This is a genomic window from Streptomyces seoulensis (assembly GCF_022846655.1).
Taxonomy (GTDB): domain Bacteria; phylum Actinomycetota; class Actinomycetes; order Streptomycetales; family Streptomycetaceae; genus Streptomyces.
The window spans coordinates 2,212,105-2,228,368 of the sequence record NZ_AP025667.1; the positions used below are offsets into that span (position 1 = coordinate 2,212,105).

Genomic DNA, 16,264 nt, shown 5'->3' on the forward strand with positions numbered 1-16,264 from the left:
GCGATGTCGAAACTCGGTTCTATCGGCGCGCGGCTGCACCGCGGTGAGGTCAGCTACGACTTCATCGGCAAGCGCAAGATCTGGTACGGCGTCTCCATCCTGATCACCATCACGGCCATCCTCGGCCTGGCGGTGCGCGGCCTGAACATGGGCATCGACTTCCAGGGCGGCGCCGTCTTCACCACCCCGACCAAGATGAGCGCCTCGGTCGCCCAGGTCGAGGAGTACGCCCAGGACGCCTCCGGCCACGAGGCGGTCGTCCAGAAGCTCGGCAACGGCAGCCTGCGCATCCAGATCGCCGGCATCGACACCGGCAAGTCCGACGAGATCAAGCAGACCCTCGCCAAGGACCTCAAGATCGACTCCGAGCGGCTCAACGCCGACCTGGTCGGCCCGAGCTGGGGTGAGCAGATCGCCAACAAGGCGTGGCAGGGCCTGGCGATCTTCATGGTGCTCGTGGTGATCTACCTGGCGATCGCCTTCGAGTGGCGCATGGCCATCGCGGCCCTCGTCGCGCTGATCCACGACATCACCATCACCGTCGGCATCTACGCCCTCGTCGGCTTCGAGGTCACGCCCGGCACGGTCATCGGTCTGCTGACCATCCTCGGTTACTCGCTCTACGACACGGTCGTCGTCTTCGACAGCCTCAAGGAGCAGACCAAGGACATCACCAAGCAGACCCGCTTCACCTACAGCGACATCGCCAACCACTCGATCAACAGCACCCTGGTGCGCTCCATCAACACCACGGTGGTCGCACTGCTCCCGGTGGCGGGCCTGCTGTTCATCGGCGGCGGTTTCCTCGGAGCGGGCACCCTCAACGACATCTCACTGTCGCTGTTCGTCGGCCTCGCGGCCGGCGCGTACTCCTCGATCTTCATCGCCACGCCGCTCGTCGCCGACCTCAAGGAGCGCGAGCCCGCGATGAAGGCCCTCCGCAAGCGGGTCCTGGCCAAGCGTGCCCAGGCCGCCGCCGGGGAAGCGCACGGGGAGTCCCGGTCCGCCACCGGAGAACCGTCCGACGACGCGTCGCCCGCCGTGGTGGGCCCGCGTGACCAGTCCGCACCCCGCAACCGGGGCCGCGGCCGACCCTCTGGAAAGCGCCGATGACCTCCATCCAGGAGCTTCTGCTCAGCCGTATCCGCGACGTGGCCGACTACCCGGAGCCGGGCGTGATGTTCAAGGACATCACCCCGCTCCTGGCCGACCCCGCCGCGTTCACCGCCCTCACCGACACTCTGGCGGAACTCGCCGCGAACGCAGGGGCGACCAAGATCGTCGGACTGGAGGCGCGGGGCTTCATCCTGGGCGCGCCGGTCGCCGTCCGCGCCGGCCTCGGCTTCATCCCCGTCCGCAAGGCCGGCAAGCTCCCCGGAGCGACGCTGCGCCAGGCGTACGACCTGGAGTACGGCTCCGCCGAGATCGAGGTGCACGCCGAGGACCTGTCCGACGGCGACCGCGTGTTCATCGTGGACGACGTGCTCGCCACCGGCGGCACCGCCGAGGCCGCGATCAAGCTGATCGAGCGCGCCGGCGCGCAGGTCTGCGGCGTCGCGGTCCTCATGGAGCTGGGCTTCCTCGGCGGCCGCGCCCGCCTGGAGCCCGCCCTGGACGGCGCGCCCCTGGAGGCGCTGCTCCAGGTCTGACGGAGCCGAGCGGACCGCGAGCGGCCGCGAGCGCACCGGGTTCACCCCCGGCCCGCGCTCGCGGCCGCTCCGTTTTCCCGACGGCCCGCGCCGGACCCCCGGAATCCCCCACCCGCCCCACGTGTTCCACTGGTGGACCGCTCTCCCGTCAGGCTGAAGGCGATGGTGAGGCGCGGGATCGCTACCATGGGGTTTCCGGAGCCTGACCGGGGGACCCGGATCGCGCACTAGGAGTCCTCTTGCCAGACGAGGCCCAGCCACTGACCGCCGCAAAGCCGGAGTCCGCTTCGGCACCCGCGGTGAAGCCCGCGCCGAACGCGTCGGACGCGAAGAACGACCGGCACGGCTCGGTCGAGCACGCCCAGTCGGCGCCGGTGGAGAAGACCGCCGACACGGCGCGCCCCAAGCCGGCCCCCGTGCGCCCGGCGGCCGGTCAGACCGCGCCCCGCTCCGGCTCCTCCAACCGCGTCCGCGCCCGTCTGGCCCGCCTCGGCGTGCAGCGCGCCAACCCCTACAACCCGGTGCTGGAGCCGCTGCTGCGGATAGTGCGCAGCAACGACCCCAAGATCGAGAACGCGACGCTCCGCCAGATCGAGCGCGCCTACCAGGTCGCCGAGCGCTGGCACCGCGGCCAGAAGCGCAAGAGCGGCGATCCGTACATCACGCACCCGCTCGCCGTCACCACGATCCTCGCCGAGCTGGGCATGGACCCGGCCACGCTGATGGCCGGACTGCTGCACGACACCGTCGAGGACACCGAGTACGGCCTGGACGACCTGCGCCGCGACTTCGGCGACGTGGTCGCGCTGCTCGTGGACGGCGTCACCAAGCTGGACAAGGTCAAGTTCGGCGAGGCCGCTCAGGCCGAGACCGTGCGCAAGATGGTCGTCGCCATGGCCAAGGACCCCCGCGTCCTGGTCATCAAACTCGCCGACCGCCTGCACAACATGCGCACCATGCGCTATCTCAAGCGCGAGAAGCAGGAGAAGAAGGCGCGCGAGACCCTGGAGATCTACGCGCCGCTCGCCCACCGCCTGGGCATGAACACCATCAAGTGGGAGCTGGAGGACCTGGCGTTCGCCATCCTCTACCCCAAGATGTACGACGAGATCGTGCGGCTGGTCGCCGAGCGCGCCCCCAAGCGCGACGAGTACCTGGCCATAGTCACCGACGAGGTGCAGGCCGACCTGCGCGCCGCGCGCATCAAGGCGACCGTCACCGGGCGCCCCAAGCACTACTACAGCGTCTACCAGAAGATGATCGTCCGCGGCCGTGACTTCGCGGAGATCTACGACCTGGTCGGCATCCGCGTCCTGGTCGAGACCGTCCGGGACTGCTACGCGGCGCTCGGCACGATCCACGCGCGATGGAACCCGGTCCCCGGCCGGTTCAAGGACTACATCGCCATGCCGAAGTTCAACATGTACCAGTCGCTGCACACGACGGTCATCGGACCCAACGGCAAGCCGGTCGAGCTCCAGATCCGCACCTTCGACATGCACCGCCGTGCCGAGTACGGCATCGCCGCGCACTGGAAGTACAAGCAGGAGGCCGTCGCCGGCGCATCCAAGGTGCGCACCGACGCGCCGAAGTCGTCCGGCAAGGGCAAGGACGACCACCTCAACGACATGGCGTGGCTGCGCCAGTTGCTGGACTGGCAGAAGGAGACCGAGGACCCCGGCGAGTTCTTGGAGTCCCTGCGCTTCGACCTGTCCCGCAACGAGGTCTTCGTCTTCACGCCCAAGGGCGACGTCATAGCGCTCCCGGCCGGGGCCACCCCGGTCGACTTCGCCTACGCGGTGCACACCGAGGTCGGCCACCGGACCATAGGGGCACGCGTCAACGGACGCCTCGTGCCGCTCGAGTCCACCCTGGACAACGGCGACCTGGTGGAGGTCTTCACCTCCAAGGCGCCCGGTGCCGGGCCCTCCCGCGACTGGCTGGGCTTCGTCAAGTCCCCGCGCGCCCGCAACAAGATCCGCGCCTGGTTCTCCAAGGAGCGCCGGGACGAGGCGATCGAGCAGGGCAAGGACGCCATCGTCCGCGCGATGCGCAAGCAGAACCTGCCGATCCAGCGCATCCTGACCGGCGACTCGCTGGTCACCCTCGCCCACGAGATGCGGTACTCGGACATCTCCGCGCTGTACGCGGCGATCGGCGAGGGCCACGTCTCCGCGCAGAACATCGTGCAGAAGCTGGTCCAGGCGCTCGGCGGCGAGGAGGCGGCCACCGAGGAGATCGAGGACCCGGTCCCGCCGACCCGCCGCAGCCGCAAGCGCCGCTCCAGCTCCGACCCGGGCGTCGTCGTCAAGGGCGTCGACGACGTGTGGGTGAAGCTGGCCCGTTGCTGCACCCCGGTACCCGGCGACCCGATCATCGGCTTCGTCACGCGGGGCAGCGGTGTCTCGGTGCACCGCAGCGACTGCGTCAACGTGGACTCGCTGTCGCGGGAGCCCGAGCGCATCCTCGACGTCGAGTGGGCGCCCACCCAGTCCTCGGTCTTCCTGGTCGCCATCCAGGTCGAGGCGCTGGACCGCTCCCGGCTGCTCTCGGACGTCACCCGCGTCCTGTCCGACCAGCACGTCAACATCCTGTCCGCGGCCGTGCAGACCTCCCGCGACCGGGTCGCCACCTCGCGCTTCACCTTCGAGATGGGCGACCCCAAGCACCTCGGCCACGTCCTGAAGGCCGTCCGCGGCGTCGAGGGCGTCTACGACGTCTACCGCGTCACCTCGGCCCGCAACCGCTCGTAGCAGCGCAAACGCCGAGGGCTCCGTACGGTGCGTACGGAGCCCTCGGCGTTTAGGGCGGTGGAATTTCAGCCCCCGAACTCCTCCAGGCCCTTCAGAGCCTGGTCCAGCAGTGCCTGGCGGCCCTCCAGCTCACGCTCCAGCTTGTCGGCGCGGGAGTTGTTGCCCTGGGCGCGCGCCTGCTCGGCCTGGCCCCGGAGCTTGTCCACGGCGGCCTGGAGCTGACCGGTCAGACCCTCGGCACGCGCGCGTGCCTCCGGGTTGGTCCGGCGCCACTCGGCCTCCTCGGCCTCCTGGATCGCCCGCTCGACGGCGTGCATCCGGCCCTCGACCTTGCCCCGCGCGTCCCGCGGCACCTGACCGATGGCCTCCCACCGCTCGTTGACCGAACGGAAGGCGCCCCGCGCGGCCTTCAGGTCCCGCACCGGGAGGATCTGCTCGGCCTCCTCGGCCAGCGCCTCCTTCAGCTTCAGGTTCTCCGCCTGCTCCGCGTCCCGCTCGGCGAACACACCGCTGCGCGCGGCGAAGAACACGTCCTGGGCGCCCCGGAAGCGGTTCCACAGGTCGTCCTCGTGCTCGCGCTGGGCGCGGCCCGCGGCCTTCCAGTCCGCCATCAGCTCGCGGTAGCGGGCCGCCGTGGTGCCCCAGTCCGTCGAACCGGACAGCGCCTCCGCCTCCGCGACCAGCCGCTCCTTGATGCGCCGGGCGTCCTCGCGCTGCGAGTCCAGTTGCGCGAAGTGCGCCTTGCGGCGCTTGGAGAACGCCGACCGGGCGTGCGAGAAGCGGTGCCACAGCTCGTCGTCGGACTTGCGGTCCAGCCGGGGCAGCCCCTTCCAGGTGTCCACCAGGGCCCGCAGCCGCTCACCGGCCACCCGCCACTGGTCGGACGCCGCGAGCTGCTCCGCCTCCGTGACCAGATCCTCCTTGGCCTTGCGGGCCTCGTCGGACTGCTTGGCCCGCTGCGCCTTGCGCTCCTCGCGGCGCGACTCGACCGTCTTGACGAGCTTGTCGAGGCGGGTCCGCAACGCGTCGAGGTCACCCACCGCGTGGTGCGCGTCCACCTGCTCGCGGATGTGACCGATCGCGGTCTGGGCGTCCTTCGCGGACAGATCGGTGGTCTGCACACGCTTCTCGAGGAGGCCGATCTCGACAACCAGGCCCTCGTACTTGCGCTCGAAGTAGGCAAGCGCCTCCTCGGGGGAGCCGGCCGCCCACGATCCGACGACCTGCTCGCCATCGGCCGTACGCACGTACACGGTCCCCGTCTCGTCGACGCGGCCCCACGGGTCGCTGCTCACAGCGCCTCCTCCACATGATGCCTGCGGGGAGCCTCCCGGCCCCCTGGCATCGTCCACAGTTTCGTCATCGCCAACATAGGCGACCATCGGGTGGCCTGTCCGCATCCAGCGGCAGCCAATTCCGCAGGCGACCGGCCCGCGAGCGCGGACCGGAACGCCCCGGCGGCGTCAGGACTTCGTGACCGTCGCCTTGTCGATCACGACCGTCGCGTTCGGGGCGCCGTCGCCCTGGCCCGTGCTGTCGCCCGCCTTGGCGATCTTGTCGAGCACCTTCAGCCCGGCCTTGTCGATCGTGCCGAAGGGGCTGTACTGCGGCGGCAGCGGGCTGTCCTTGTAGACCAGGAAGAACTGGCTGCCGCCGGTGTGCGGCTGCCCGGTGTTGGCCATGGCCACCGTGCCCGCCGGGTACGTGTTCTTCTTGAGGCTCTTGTCCTTCAGATTCTCGTCCGGGATGGTGTAGCCCGGCCCGCCGGTGCCGGTGCCCGTCGGGTCGCCGCACTGCAGGACGTAGATCCCGTTCGTGGTCAGCCGGTGGCACTTGGTGTGGTCGAAGAAGCCCTTGTCCGCGAGGAAGGCGAAGGAGTTCACCGTGTGCGGGGCCGCCGTCTTCAGGGCCACGCCGATGTCACCGCAGGTGGTGTCCAGCTTCATGGTGTAGTCGGCCGACGTGTCGATCGACATCGCCGGCTCCTTCTTCCAGGACTGCTTCTTCACCGAGCCCTTGGCCGGCTTCTCGCAGGGGTCCGGCGCCTTGCTCGGGCTCGCGCTCGGCGACGCCCCGGCGGCCGTGTCCACCTTCTTGTCGTCGTCGCCCTTCATCACGCCCGTCGTGTACAGCGCCACACTGCCGATCACGACCACGCCGAGCACCGACGCGATCACCGAGTTGCGCATGCGCGCCTTGCGTCGCGAGTCCGTGCGCCGCTGCTGCTGCCGCAAGAACTTCTCCCGTGCGAGCTGACGCCGTCGCTGCTCCTGGCTGACCACCGGGTTCTCTCCTCATGCGTGTCGTGTGCCGACCGGTACGCGTGCGTCCTGTGATCCGACAGGCGCGTGTAGCCCCGTACCGTATATGGGTTCGCTGAGGAAACGGCAGCGCCGGTAGGCTCTAGGGGCTTTTCCCACCACGGGCCGCCCGCGCGCGAGCCCTCCCGTACCGACACAACGAAGGACGATCGTGCTCATTGCCGGGTTCCCCGCCGGGGCCTGGGGGACGAACTGTTATCTCGTCGCCCCCGCCGCCGGTGAGGAGTGCGTGATCATCGACCCCGGCCATCAGGCCGCTCCCGGCGTCGAGGAAGCGCTCAGGAAGCATCGCCTCAAGCCCGTCGCCGTCGTCCTCACCCACGGCCACATCGACCATGTCGCCTCCGTCGTCCCGGTCTGCGGCGCGCACGACGTGCCCGCCTGGATCCACCCCGACGACCGCTACATGCTGAGCGACCCGGAGAAGGCGCTCGGCCGGTCCATCGGCATGCCGCTCATGGGCGAGCTGACCGTGGGGGAGCCGGACGACCTCCGGGAGCTGACCGACGGGGCGAAGCTCCAGCTCGCCGGGATGGACTTCTCCGTCGCCCACGCGCCGGGCCATACCAAGGGGTCGGTGACCTTCGCGATGCCCGAGAGCGCCGACGTCCCGTCGGTCCTCTTCTCCGGGGATCTGCTGTTCGCCGGCTCCGTGGGACGCACCGACCTGCCGGGCGGATCGATGGAGGACATGCTCGGGTCGCTGGCACGCGTGTGCCTGCCGCTCGACGACTCCACCGTGGTGCTGTCCGGCCACGGCCCCCAGACCACCATCGGCCAGGAACGCGCCACCAACCCCTATCTGCGGCAGGTGGCCGCCGGCCAGGGAACCGACCCGGCTCCCCGACGAGGAATGTGACGAGACTTCCGTGAGCACCTTCAAGGCCCCCAAGGGCACGTACGACCTGATCCCGCCGCAGTCCGCGAAGTACCTCGCCGTGCGCGAGGCCATCGCCGCCCCCCTGCGCGACTCCGGGTACGGCTACATCGAGACCCCCGGCTTCGAGAACGTCGAGCTGTTCGCACGCGGTGTCGGCGAGTCCACCGACATCGTCACCAAGGAGATGTACGCCTTCGAGACCAAGGGCGGCGACCGCCTCGCCCTGCGCCCCGAAGGCACCGCCTCCGTGCTCCGCGCCGCCCTGGAGGCCAACCTGCACAAGGCGGGCAACCTCCCGGTCAAGCTCTGGTACTCCGGCTCCTACTACCGCTACGAGCGTCCGCAGAAGGGCCGTTACCGCCACTTCTCCCAGGTCGGCGCCGAGGCGATCGGTGCCGAGGACCCCGCGCTGGACGCCGAGCTGATCATCCTGGCCGACCAGGCGTACCGCTCGCTGGGCCTGCGCCAGTTCCGCATCCTGCTCAACAGCCTGGGCGACAAGGAGTGCCGTCCGGTGTACCGGGCCGCGCTCCAGGACTTCCTGCGCGGACTCGACCTGGACGAGGACACCCTGCGCCGCGCCGAGATCAACCCGCTGCGCGTCCTGGACGACAAGCGCGAGTCGGTGCAGGAGCAGCTCACCGGGGCACCCGTGCTGCGCGACTACCTGTGCGACGCCTGCAAGGCGTACCACGAGGAGGTCCGCGAGCTGATCACCGCGGCGGGCGTCGCCTTCGAGGACGACCCCCGGCTGGTCCGCGGCCTGGACTACTACACCCGCACCACCTTCGAGTTCGTCCACGACGGCCTCGGCTCCCAGTCCGCCGTCGGCGGCGGCGGCCGGTACGACGGCCTCTCCGAGATGATCGGCGGCCCCGCGCTGCCCTCCGTCGGCTGGGCGCTCGGCGTGGACCGCACCGTCCTCGCCCTGGAGGCCGAGGGCGTGGAGCTGGACCTGCCCTCCACCACCAGCGTCTTCGCCGTCCCGCTCGGCGAGGAGGCCCGCCGGGTGCTGTTCGCCAAGGTCACCGAGCTGCGCAAGGTCGGCATCGCGGCCGACTTCGCCTACGGCGGCAAGGGTCTGAAGGCCGCGATGAAGGCCGCCAACCGCTCCGGCGCCCGCTACGCGCTGGTGCTCGGCGAGCGCGACCTCGCCGAGGGCTCCGTCCAGCTCAAGGACATGGAGTCCGGCGAGCAGACCGCTGTCGGCATCGACGAGGTCGTCGCGGAGCTGGAGTCCCGGCTCTGATCCGAGAGGCATCGGAAGGGCGGCGGGCCGGACGTACAGTCGTCCGGCCCGTCACCGTTCGATCGCCTGTGCTGCCGTGCGAGCGGAAACGGCCGAAAATGGAGTCAGCGTGCCCGGCCCGCTTCGAACTTATCCCCAGCGAACGGTGCGCGGGGGCGCCTGTGCGGCACAATGACCGATGCCCGAAGCAGGCCCGATCTATCGAGTGACGGAAACCGGCGTGATGAGCAAGACGACAGTCAACGACGTCTCCACGGAGCCCGAACACACTCGCGGCACGGCACGCGCCGAAGGCGGCAGCCGTGCCTTCGCCCTGATGCTGCTGATCACCGGTGCGGCCGGACTGCTCGCCGCCTGGGTCATCACGATCGACAAGTTCAAACTCCTCGAGGCCAAGGTCGAGGGCAAGACCTTCACCCCCGGCTGCAGCCTCAACCCGGTGGTCTCCTGCGGCAGCGTCATGGAGAGCAAGCAGGCCGCCGCCTTCGGCTTCCCCAACCCCATGCTGGGCCTGGTCGCCTACGGCATCGTGATCTGCGTCGGTGTGAGCCTGCTCGCCCGCGCCCGCTACCCCCGCTGGTACTGGCTCACCTTCAACGCCGGCACGCTCTTCGGGGTGGCCTTCTGCACCTGGCTCCAGTTCCAGTCCCTGTACCGGATCAACGCCCTGTGCCTGTGGTGCTCCCTGGCCTGGGTCGCCACGATCATCATGTTCTGGTACGTCACCTCGTTCAACGTGCGCCAGGGCTTCCTGCCCGCCCCGCGTCCGCTGAAGTCGTTCTTCGGCGAGTTCACCTGGGTGCTGCCCGTGCTGCACATCGGGATCATCGGCATGCTGATCCTGACCCGCTGGTGGAGCTTCTGGACGAGCTGAGGTCCGGGCCGGTTGTCAGTGGCGTGTTCTAGGGTTTCAGGGTGGAAGCCGACCTGTTCACCGCCGCAGCCGAAGAACGCCAGGAGAAGGACCCCGCGGGCAGTCCCCTCGCCGCCCGCATGCGCCCTCGCACCCTGGACGAGGTGGTCGGCCAGCGCCATCTGCTGAAGCCCGGCTCACCTCTGCGCCGCCTGGTCGGCGAGGGCGACCGCGGCCCGGCCGGACCCTCCTCGGTGATCCTGTGGGGCCCGCCCGGCACCGGCAAGACCACGCTCGCCCATGTCGTGTCCAGGGCGACCGACCAGCGCTTCGTGGAGCTGAGCGCCATCAGCGCGGGCGTCAAGGAGGTCCGCGCGGTCATCGACGGCGCCCGCCGCGCCACCGGCGGCTTCGGCAAGGAGACCGTCCTCTTCCTCGACGAGATCCACCGCTTCAGCAAGGCCCAGCAGGACTCCCTGCTCCCGGCCGTGGAGAACCGCTGGGTCACCCTGATCGCGGCCACCACCGAGAACCCGTACTTCTCGGTCATCTCCCCGCTGCTCTCCCGCTCCCTGCTGCTCACCCTCGAACCGCTCACCGACGACGACGTGCGCGCCCTGGTCCGCCGCAGCCTCACCGACGAGCGCGGTCTCGGCGGCGCGCTCACCCTCCCCGAGGAGGCCGAGGAGCACATCCTGCGGGTCGCCGGCGGTGACGCCCGGCGCGCCCTGACCGTCCTGGAGGCCGCCGCGGGCGCCGCCCTGGACAAGGGCGAGAGCGAGATCGGCCTGACGACGCTGGAGGAGACCGTCGACCGCGCCGCCGTGAAGTACGACCGCGACGGCGACCAGCACTACGACGTGGCCAGCGCCCTGATCAAGTCCATCCGGGGCTCCGACGTGGACGCGGCCCTGCACTACCTGGCCCGGATGATCGAGGCCGGCGAGGACCCCCGCTTCATCGCCCGGCGCCTGATGATCTCCGCCAGCGAGGACATCGGCGTCGCCGACCCCAATGCCCTGCAGACAGCCGTCGCCGCAGCCCAGGCCGTCGCCATGATCGGCTTCCCCGAGGCGTCGCTCACCCTCAGCCACGCCACCATCGCCCTCGCGCTCGCCCCCAAGTCCAACTCGGCGACCACCGCGATCCAGGAGGCCATGGCCGACGTGCGCAAGGGCCACGCGGGACCGGTGCCCCCGCACCTGCGTGACGGCCACTACAAGAGCGCCAAGAAGCTCGGCCACGCCCAGGGCTACGTCTACCCGCACAACAAGCCCGACGGCATCGCCGCCCAGCAGTACGCCCCGGACGCCCTCAAGGACCGCGAGTACTACACCCCCACCCGGCACGGCGCCGAGGCGCGGTACGCGGACGCGGTCGAGTGGACCAGGAAGCACCTCGGTCGAAAGCGGTCCTGAGCGCCCTGTAGACTGCCTCGAAGTGCTGAGTCCCGTGTCCGGGCCCTCGTATCGGGGGAACGGCTCACCAGAGCGGGACATCCAGCCGGAGAGTCCGGCCCCCGGGCGGGGTTCTCCAGGAGCGTCGCGCACCGTCGAAGGTGTCGCGGGCAGCCCACCACCCTCCGGCAGCGCCCGGAACCGGTCGGTGGGCCACTCGCGTGCTGCACGTATGTGCCCAGACCGGGGAACGGCTGCCCGGCCCGTCCGCTGCGGACAGGCAGGGTCCCCCCGGCTGCGGATGCGACCTCCCCTAACCCTGGTGAAGCCGTATTCGCACAGATAAAACGAGGTGTTTGGTTCATGGCGAACCAGTCCCGCCCCAAGGTCAAGAAGTCGCGTGCCCTCGGCATCGCGCTGACCCCGAAGGCCGTCAAGTACTTCGAGGCCCGCCCCTACCCGCCGGGCGAGCACGGCCGCGGCCGCAAGCAGAACTCGGACTACAAGGTCCGTCTGCTCGAGAAGCAGCGTCTGCGCGCGCAGTACGACGTGTCCGAGCGCCAGCTCGTCCGCGCCTACGAGCGTGCCGCCAAGGTCCAGGGCAAGACCGGTGAGGCCCTGATCATCGAGCTCGAGCGCCGCCTCGACGCGCTGGTCCTGCGTTCGGGCATCGCCCGCACGATCTACCAGGCCCGCCAGATGGTCGTCCACGGCCACATCCAGGTCAACGGCCAGAAGGTGGACAAGCCCTCCTTCCGTGTCCGTCCGGACGACGTCGTGCAGGTCCGCGACCGCTCCAAGGACAAGACGCTCTTCCAGGTCTCCCGTGAGGGTGGCTTCGCCGCCGACGGCGAGACCCCGCGTTACCTGCAGGTGAACCTCAAGGCCCTGGCGTTCCGCCTGGACCGTGAGCCGAACCGCAAGGAGATCCCGGTGATCTGCGACGAGCAGCTCGTCGTCGAGTACTACGCCCGCTGATCCCAGCCCCGGCGCAGCACCACGGCCCGCCGTCCCCCCGCCTTCCGGCGGACGGGGCGGCGGGCTCGCGCGTTCCCGGATCCGGCCCCGCGAGCAGCCGGTAATCCGGTACGGAGCCCTGCCCATGGCGCGATAGGCTCGGTGCCACGACTTTTCAGATGCTCAAGCACGTTTCAGGGAGCTGGTGCGCACAGTGTCCGGTGGAGAGGTTGCCGGGATCCTGGTGGCCGTCTTCTGGGCGATCCTGGTCTCCTTCCTCGCCGTAGCGCTCGCGAGGCTGGCCCAGACGCTCAAGGCGACCACCAAGCTGGTGGCGGACGTGACCGACCAGGCCGTCCCGCTGCTCGCGGACGCGTCTACGGCGGTGCGCTCGGCGCAGACCCAGATCGAGCGCGTCGACGCGATCGCCTCCGACGTGCAGGAGGTGACGTCGAACGCCTCCGCGCTCTCCTCCACCGTCGCCTCCACCTTCGGCGGCCCGCTGGTCAAGGTGGCCGCCTTCGGCTACGGCGTCCGCCGCGCGCTCGGCGGCCGCGACGAGGCCACGCCCGCGAAGACACCGCGACGCACGGTGATCGTGGGCCGGACGGTCCCGGCCACCCGGCGGGGCAAGCGAAAGAAGGGCTGAGAACCGCGATGTTCCGCCGTACGTTCTGGTTCAGCACGGGCGTCGCCGCCGGTGTGTGGGCCACCACCAAGGTCAACCGCAAGCTGAAGCAGCTCACTCCCGAGAGCCTCGCCGCCACCGCGGCCAACAAGGCCCTGGAGACCGGGCACCGGCTCAAGGACGCAGCGGTCGGCTTCGCACTCGACGTCCGCGACAACATGGTCCAGCGCGAGGCGGAGCTTCAGGATGCGCTCGGCATCCACGAGAGCCCCGCCCTGCCCGAGCCCCGGCGGATCACCGCCATCGAGAACAACAGCAGCACAGTGAAGTACATCGAGAACACGACGTACTCGTACAACCGGAATGAGGACCACTGATGGAGTCGGCCGAGATTCGCCGCCGCTGGCTGAGCTTCTTCGAGGAGCGCGGGCACACCGTCGTCCCTTCGGCGTCGCTCATCGCGGACGACCCGACTCTGCTCCTCGTCCCGGCCGGCATGGTGCCCTTCAAGCCCTACTTCCTGGGTGAGGTCAAGCCGCCCTTCTCGCGCGCGACCAGCGTGCAGAAGTGCGTGCGCACGCCCGACATCGAAGAGGTCGGCAAGACCACCCGCCACGGCACCTTCTTCCAGATGTGCGGCAACTTCTCCTTCGGCGACTACTTCAAGGAAGGCGCCATCAAGTTCGCCTGGGAGCTGCTCACCGCGTCCCAGGACAAGGGCGGTTACGGCCTCGACCCCGAGCGCCTGTGGATCACCGTCTACAAGGACGACGACGAGGCCGAGCGCATCTGGCACGACGTCGTGGGCGTGCCCAAGGAGCGCATCCAGCGCCTGGGCATGAAGGACAACTACTGGTCCATGGGCGTCCCCGGCCCCTGCGGCCCCTGCTCCGAGATCAACTACGACCGCGGCCCCGAGTTCGGCGTCGAGGGCGGCCCCGCCGTCAACGACGAGCGGTACGTCGAGATCTGGAACCTCGTCTTCATGCAGTACGAGCGGGGCGAGGGCATCGGCAAGGACGACTTCGAGATCCTCGGGGACCTGCCGAGCCAGAACATCGACACGGGCCTCGGCCTGGAGCGCCTCGCCATGATTCTGCAGGGCGTGCAGAACATGTACGAGATCGACACCTCCATGGCCGTCATCGAGAAGGCCACCGAGCTGACCGGTGTCGCCTACGGCGACGCCCAGGCCTCCGACGTCTCCCTGCGCGTGGTCACCGACCACATGCGCACCGCCGTCATGCTGATCGGCGACGGCGTCACCCCCGGCAACGAGGGCCGCGGCTACGTGCTGCGCCGCATCATGCGCCGCGCCATCCGCAACATGCGCCTGCTGGGCGCCACCGGTCCGGTCGTCAAGGACCTGATCGACGTCGTGATCGCCATGATGGGCCAGCAGTACCCCGAGCTCATCACCGACCGCGAGCGCATCGAGAAGGTCGCCGTCGCCGAGGAGAACGCCTTCCTCAAGACGCTGAAGGCCGGCACCAACATCCTCGACACCGCCGTCACCGAGACCAAGCAGTCCGGCGGCAGCGTCCTCTCCGGCGACAAGGCGTTCCTGCTCCACGACACCTGGGGCTTCCCGATCGACCTCACCCTGGAGATGGCCGCCGAGCAGGGCCTCGCCGTGGACGAGACCGGTTTCCGCCGCCTGATGAAGGAGCAGCGGGACCGCGCCAAGGCCGACGCCCGCGCCAAGAAGACCGGCCACGCCAACCTCGGCGCCTACCGCGAGATCGCGGACGCCGCCGGCGCCACCGACTTCATCGGCTACAGCGACACCGAGAGCGAGACCACCATCGTCGGCATCCTCGTCGACGGTGTCTCCTCCCCGGCCGCCACCGAGGGCGACGAGGTCGAGATCGTGCTCGACCGCACCCCGTTCTACGCCGAGGGCGGCGGCCAGATCGGTGACACCGGCCGCATCAAGGTCGACACCGGTGCCGTCATCGAGATCCGCGACACCCAGAAGCCGGTGCCGGGCGTCTACGTCCACAAGGGCGTCGTCCAGGTCGGCGAGGTCACGGTCGGTGCCAAGGCCCAGGCGTCCATCGACTCCCGCCGCCGCAAGGCCATCGCCCGCGCCCACTCGGCCACCCACCTGACCCACCAGGCGCTGCGCGACGCCCTCGGCCCGACGGCCGCCCAGGCCGGTTCCGAGAACCAGCCCGGCCGCTTCCGCTTCGACTTCGGCTCCCCGGCCGCCGTTCCCACGGCCGTGATGACCGACGTCGAGCAGAAGATCAACGAGGTGCTCTCCCGCGACCTGGACGTGCACGCCGAGGTCATGGGCATCGACGAGGCCAAGAAGCAGGGCGCCATCGCCGAGTTCGGCGAGAAGTACGGCGAGCGGGTCCGTGTGGTCACCATCGGCGACTTCTCCAAGGAGCTGTGCGGCGGCACCCACGTCCACAACACCGCCCAGCTCGGCCTGGTGAAGCTGCTCGGCGAGTCCTCCATCGGCTCCGGCGTACGCCGTATCGAGGCGCTGGTCGGCATGGACGCCTACAACTTCCTCGCCCGTGAGCACACGGTCGTCAACCAGCTCAGCGAGCTGATCAAGGGGCGCCCGGAGGAGCTGCCGGAGAAGGTCTCCGCGATGCTCGGCAAGCTGAAGGACGCCGAGAAGGAGATCGAGAAGTTCCGCGCCGAGAAGGTGCTCCAGGCCGCCGCCGGTCTCGCCGAGTCCGCCAAGGACGTGCGCGGCATCGCCCTGGTCACCGGCCAGGTCCCGGACGGCACCGCCCCCGACGACCTGCGCAAGCTGGTCCTGGACGTGCGCGGGCGCATCCAGGGCGGCCGGGCCGCCGTGGTCGCCCTGTTCACGGTGAACAACGGCAAGCCGCTCACCGTCATCGCCACCAACGAGGCGGCCCGTGAGCGCGGCCTCAAGGCCGGTGAGCTGGTCCGCACCGCCGCCAAGACCCTCGGCGGCGGCGGTGGCGGCAAGCCGGACGTCGCCCAGGGCGGTGGCCAGAACCCGGCCGCCGTCGGCGAGGCCGTCGACGCCGTCGAGCGCCTCGTCGCCGACACCGCGAAGTAGGCCGGGCAGTCATGCGCAGAGGACGCCGGCTCGCCATCGACGTCGGGGACGCCCGGATCGGGGTCGCCTCGTGCGACCCCGACGGGATCCTCGCCACCCCGGTGGAGACCGTCCCCGGACGTGACGTACCGGCCGCGCACCGCAGACTGCGGCAACTGGTCGAGGAGTACGAACCGATCGAGATCGTCGTCGGTCTCCCTCGCTCCCTGAAGGGGGGCGAGGGCCCGGCGGCGGTCAAGGTGCGCGCGTTCACCCAGGAGCTGGCACGCGGCATCGCACCGGTGCCGGTGCGGCTGGTGGACGAGCGGATGACCACGGTGACGGCCAGTCAGGGACTGCGCGCCTCGGGCGTGAAGTCCAAGAAGGGCCGCTCCGTCATCGACCAGGCGGCCGCGGTCATCATCCTCCAGCAGGCCCTGGAATCCGAACGGGTGTCAGGCGAAGCACCCGGTGAGGGCGTCGAAGTGGTCATCTGATCGCGGTGCGGTAACGTTCCGCGCGATGCGGCGGTGTTCGAACAGCCGCCGC

At 70.0% G+C, this 16,264-nt stretch carries 14 protein-coding genes; 12 read left to right on the forward strand and 2 right to left on the reverse strand.

What is annotated here, in order from left to right; translation table 11 throughout:
• Nucleotides 1-3 precede the first annotated feature (3 nt).
• The 3 genes from secF to HEK131_RS10220 all read left to right on the forward strand — a co-directional run bounded on the left by secF (nucleotide 4) and on the right by HEK131_RS10220 (nucleotide 4,402).
• Complete coding sequence (gene secF, locus HEK131_RS10210; protein WP_244334443.1) at nucleotides 4-1,113, forward strand: protein translocase subunit SecF; 1,110 nt, start codon at nucleotides 4-6, stop codon at nucleotides 1,111-1,113.
• Nucleotides 1,110-1,649 (forward strand): adenine phosphoribosyltransferase, encoded by a 540-nt coding sequence (locus HEK131_RS10215; protein ID WP_161150203.1) that lies wholly within the window; start codon nucleotides 1,110-1,112, stop codon nucleotides 1,647-1,649. The genes secF and HEK131_RS10215 overlap by 4 nt, the downstream gene beginning before the upstream one ends.
• Before the next feature lie 239 nt (nucleotides 1,650-1,888).
• Complete coding sequence (locus HEK131_RS10220) at nucleotides 1,889-4,402, forward strand: RelA/SpoT family protein (RefSeq protein ID WP_217460908.1); 2,514 nt, start codon at nucleotides 1,889-1,891, stop codon at nucleotides 4,400-4,402.
• A gap of 65 nt (nucleotides 4,403-4,467) precedes the next feature.
• On the opposite strand, the gene HEK131_RS10225 is transcribed toward HEK131_RS10220, so the two are convergent.
• Complete coding sequence (locus tag HEK131_RS10225) at nucleotides 4,468-5,697, reverse strand: DUF349 domain-containing protein (RefSeq protein ID WP_244334444.1); 1,230 nt, start codon at nucleotides 5,695-5,697, stop codon at nucleotides 4,468-4,470.
• Nucleotides 5,698-5,865: 168 nt separating this feature from the next.
• Nucleotides 5,866-6,684 carry a peptidylprolyl isomerase gene (locus HEK131_RS10230; protein WP_217460910.1) on the reverse strand — a complete coding sequence of 273 codons (819 nt, stop codon included), beginning with the start codon at nucleotides 6,682-6,684 and terminating at the stop codon, nucleotides 5,866-5,868.
• Between the two features lie 190 nt (nucleotides 6,685-6,874).
• Here HEK131_RS10230 and HEK131_RS10235 point away from each other — a divergent pair, with 190 nt between their 5' ends.
• The 9 genes from HEK131_RS10235 to ruvX all read left to right on the forward strand — a co-directional run bounded on the left by HEK131_RS10235 (nucleotide 6,875) and on the right by ruvX (nucleotide 16,212).
• Nucleotides 6,875-7,582: an MBL fold metallo-hydrolase gene (locus HEK131_RS10235; RefSeq protein WP_244334445.1), complete on the forward strand. Its 708-nt coding sequence runs from the start codon at nucleotides 6,875-6,877 to the stop codon at nucleotides 7,580-7,582.
• 10 nt (nucleotides 7,583-7,592) lie between these two features.
• Nucleotides 7,593-8,852 carry a histidine--tRNA ligase gene (gene hisS, locus HEK131_RS10240; protein WP_244334446.1) on the forward strand — a complete coding sequence of 420 codons (1,260 nt, stop codon included), beginning with the start codon at nucleotides 7,593-7,595 and terminating at the stop codon, nucleotides 8,850-8,852.
• A 223-nt stretch (nucleotides 8,853-9,075) separates the two neighbouring features.
• Nucleotides 9,076-9,726, forward strand: coding sequence for a vitamin K epoxide reductase family protein (locus HEK131_RS10245; RefSeq protein ID WP_217460913.1), 651 nt, complete (start codon nucleotides 9,076-9,078; stop codon nucleotides 9,724-9,726).
• A gap of 41 nt (nucleotides 9,727-9,767) precedes the next feature.
• Complete coding sequence (locus tag HEK131_RS10250) at nucleotides 9,768-11,123, forward strand: replication-associated recombination protein A (protein WP_217460914.1); 1,356 nt, start codon at nucleotides 9,768-9,770, stop codon at nucleotides 11,121-11,123.
• A gap of 342 nt (nucleotides 11,124-11,465) precedes the next feature.
• Nucleotides 11,466-12,080, forward strand: a complete 615-nt coding sequence (gene rpsD, locus HEK131_RS10255; protein ID WP_161150195.1) for a 30S ribosomal protein S4 — start codon at nucleotides 11,466-11,468, stop codon at nucleotides 12,078-12,080.
• A gap of 184 nt (nucleotides 12,081-12,264) precedes the next feature.
• Nucleotides 12,265-12,708, forward strand: a complete 444-nt coding sequence (locus HEK131_RS10260; RefSeq protein WP_217460915.1) for a DUF948 domain-containing protein — start codon at nucleotides 12,265-12,267, stop codon at nucleotides 12,706-12,708.
• A gap of 8 nt (nucleotides 12,709-12,716) precedes the next feature.
• A complete protein-coding gene (locus HEK131_RS10265) occupies nucleotides 12,717-13,064 on the forward strand; it encodes a hypothetical protein (protein ID WP_244334447.1) in 348 nt (115 codons plus the stop codon).
• Nucleotides 13,064-15,736, forward strand: coding sequence for an alanine--tRNA ligase (alaS, locus tag HEK131_RS10270; RefSeq protein WP_244334448.1), 2,673 nt, complete (start codon nucleotides 13,064-13,066; stop codon nucleotides 15,734-15,736). The genes HEK131_RS10265 and alaS overlap by 1 nt, the downstream gene beginning before the upstream one ends.
• 11 nt (nucleotides 15,737-15,747) lie before the next feature.
• A complete protein-coding gene (ruvX, locus tag HEK131_RS10275) occupies nucleotides 15,748-16,212 on the forward strand; it encodes a Holliday junction resolvase RuvX (RefSeq protein WP_217460918.1) in 465 nt (154 codons plus the stop codon).
• The last annotated feature ends 52 nt before the right edge of the window (nucleotides 16,213-16,264 follow it).

What these genes read in the sequence shown, in the direction of transcription:
- secF (WP_244334443.1), top strand. Translation starts at nt 4, where the DNA reads ATGTCGAAACTCGGTTCTATCGGCGCGCGGCTGCACCGCGGTGAGGTC.
- HEK131_RS10215 (WP_161150203.1), top strand. Translation starts at nt 1,110, where the DNA reads ATGACCTCCATCCAGGAGCTTCTGCTCAGCCGTATCCGCGACGTGGCC.
- HEK131_RS10245 (WP_217460913.1), top strand. Translation starts at nt 9,076, where the DNA reads ATGAGCAAGACGACAGTCAACGACGTCTCCACGGAGCCCGAACACACT.
- rpsD (WP_161150195.1), top strand. Translation starts at nt 11,466, where the DNA reads ATGGCGAACCAGTCCCGCCCCAAGGTCAAGAAGTCGCGTGCCCTCGGC.
- HEK131_RS10265 (WP_244334447.1), top strand. Translation starts at nt 12,717, where the DNA reads ATGTTCCGCCGTACGTTCTGGTTCAGCACGGGCGTCGCCGCCGGTGTG.
- alaS (WP_244334448.1), top strand. Translation starts at nt 13,064, where the DNA reads ATGGAGTCGGCCGAGATTCGCCGCCGCTGGCTGAGCTTCTTCGAGGAG.
- ruvX (WP_217460918.1), top strand. Translation starts at nt 15,748, where the DNA reads ATGCGCAGAGGACGCCGGCTCGCCATCGACGTCGGGGACGCCCGGATC.